Source organism: Morganella sp. GD04133 (genome assembly GCF_029835375.1).
In the GTDB taxonomy this organism is placed as follows: Bacteria; Pseudomonadota; Gammaproteobacteria; order Enterobacterales; family Enterobacteriaceae; genus Morganella; species Morganella morganii_B.
This window is the reverse complement of record NZ_JAODZS010000091.1, coordinates 1-1,315: the sequence shown is the minus strand read 5'-3', so window position 1 is coordinate 1,315 and position 1,315 is coordinate 1. Positions and strand designations below refer to the sequence as shown.

At 45.2% G+C, this 1,315-nt stretch carries 4 protein-coding genes; all 4 read right to left on the bottom strand.

Annotated elements, in window-relative coordinates:
- A partial coding sequence (locus N7387_RS21205; protein WP_279800946.1) for a hypothetical protein occupies positions 1-244 on the bottom strand: 244 nt, incomplete at its 3' end.
- An 11-nt stretch (positions 245-255) separates the two neighbouring features.
- Complete coding sequence (locus tag N7387_RS21200; RefSeq protein ID WP_279800945.1) at positions 256-702, bottom strand: DUF1367 family protein; 447 nt, start codon at positions 700-702, stop codon at positions 256-258.
- Between the two features lie 12 nt (positions 703-714).
- Positions 715-936, bottom strand: a complete 222-nt coding sequence (locus N7387_RS21195; RefSeq protein ID WP_279800944.1) for a hypothetical protein — start codon at positions 934-936, stop codon at positions 715-717.
- A 194-nt stretch (positions 937-1,130) separates the two neighbouring features.
- Positions 1,131-1,315: hypothetical protein (locus tag N7387_RS21190; RefSeq protein WP_279800943.1), on the bottom strand; the 185-nt coding region annotated here is incomplete at its 5' end.

Sequence of the window (1,315 nt, the reverse complement as noted above, 5' to 3'; positions counted from 1 at the left end):
CCTTAATTTTTGATACGGCATAATCATCAAAAACGTAATAGACCTGCTTTCCGCGTTTGTGGCTCACGTGGACACTGCCGATGTCTTCCATCATTTTGACGAACGTTGTCGCCATCACGATATTTAACTCAGCAGACAATGAAGCCATCTTCATAGTGAAGCTGTCCAGCTGCCGAAGATTCCGGACTAGCCGCAGGCATACATCCTGTTTCTGTTCGGCGGTTTTGATATAGGTTCTTTTCATGCGTCCTGCTCCTAAAAGAATGACAGCAACCGGTTCTCAGTGATGTCACTGCATCCCCGGAAGATGTGTTTTAATGCGGCATTGACTATCGCGTGATAACAGCGTTCAAACTCGTCTGATTCCATATCGCCGTAAGCAAGGCTCTTTGCCTCTGTGCGGACACTTCCGTCTAGCCTGACCGTTTGATCATAGAATCCGGCAAGTATCGTCAGATCCTTCCTGAAGCGGTCAAATTGGCTGTGCTCGTCCATATTCTCCAGACCTGCGTTATTCGCACACCAGTGGTCAAAGCAGAACTTGAAGAAAGCGAACATTTTTCGGTGAAAGGATGGATTGCGGGAGAGTTTGATATTGAAGGCGTACATTTCGCCGTTTTTGAACTTTGTTAATCGCGGTAGGTCGTGCTCAAATGCCGGTACAAATACGCCGTTAGCGCCTTTGACCATGCTTATTTCCATTTAGCCTCCTGCTCACCTCGGTAAATAAACTTTGTTGAACAAATAAATACCGACATATGCCATTGATAGAAACCAGAACACTACGGCAGTCCACGCAACCGCTTTTAACGTGAATTGAAACCATACTGCTTCATGTTCGTAATAACGGATAATCACATACGCCATAGCCAAACCAAGGCCGCAGAATATGTGCATGCTGATTTTAAACATCCAGGTTGCGATATCGCCTATCATCCCCTACTCCTTCTCACATTGTGGTGCTCTGCGGTTCCAGGCGGAAATTGATTCATTGGTATCTGTATAACCAAATTTGTTTGATGGGCAAATAGTGTTAGAGCAGAGAACCAAATGACCCAAATCATCGTCATGGTAATATTCGCCGCGACCCCCGCAAAAAGGGCACGGCTTAAGCTTCTGTGTTTTCTCTGTCATTTCAAAATTCCTTTTTTCTTGAGCTTTTCATTGAAAGCCAATACCGCTGACTCGAAATGCACAGCAAGTTTTTCCAGAAAATCACGGGATAGGTTTTCGAGATTGACTAACTGCACTCTGACTTTTTCAGCTTGCTCTTGTTCCTTAGTCATCACTCCTCCGGTAATTGTGTCTGGTACGG

Coding starts and splice junctions, on each gene's coding strand:
- N7387_RS21200 (WP_279800945.1), bottom strand. CDS start 702: ATGGAAATAAGCATGGTCAAAGGCGCTAACGGCGTATTTGTACCGGCA.
- N7387_RS21195 (WP_279800944.1), bottom strand. CDS start 936: ATGATAGGCGATATCGCAACCTGGATGTTTAAAATCAGCATGCACATA.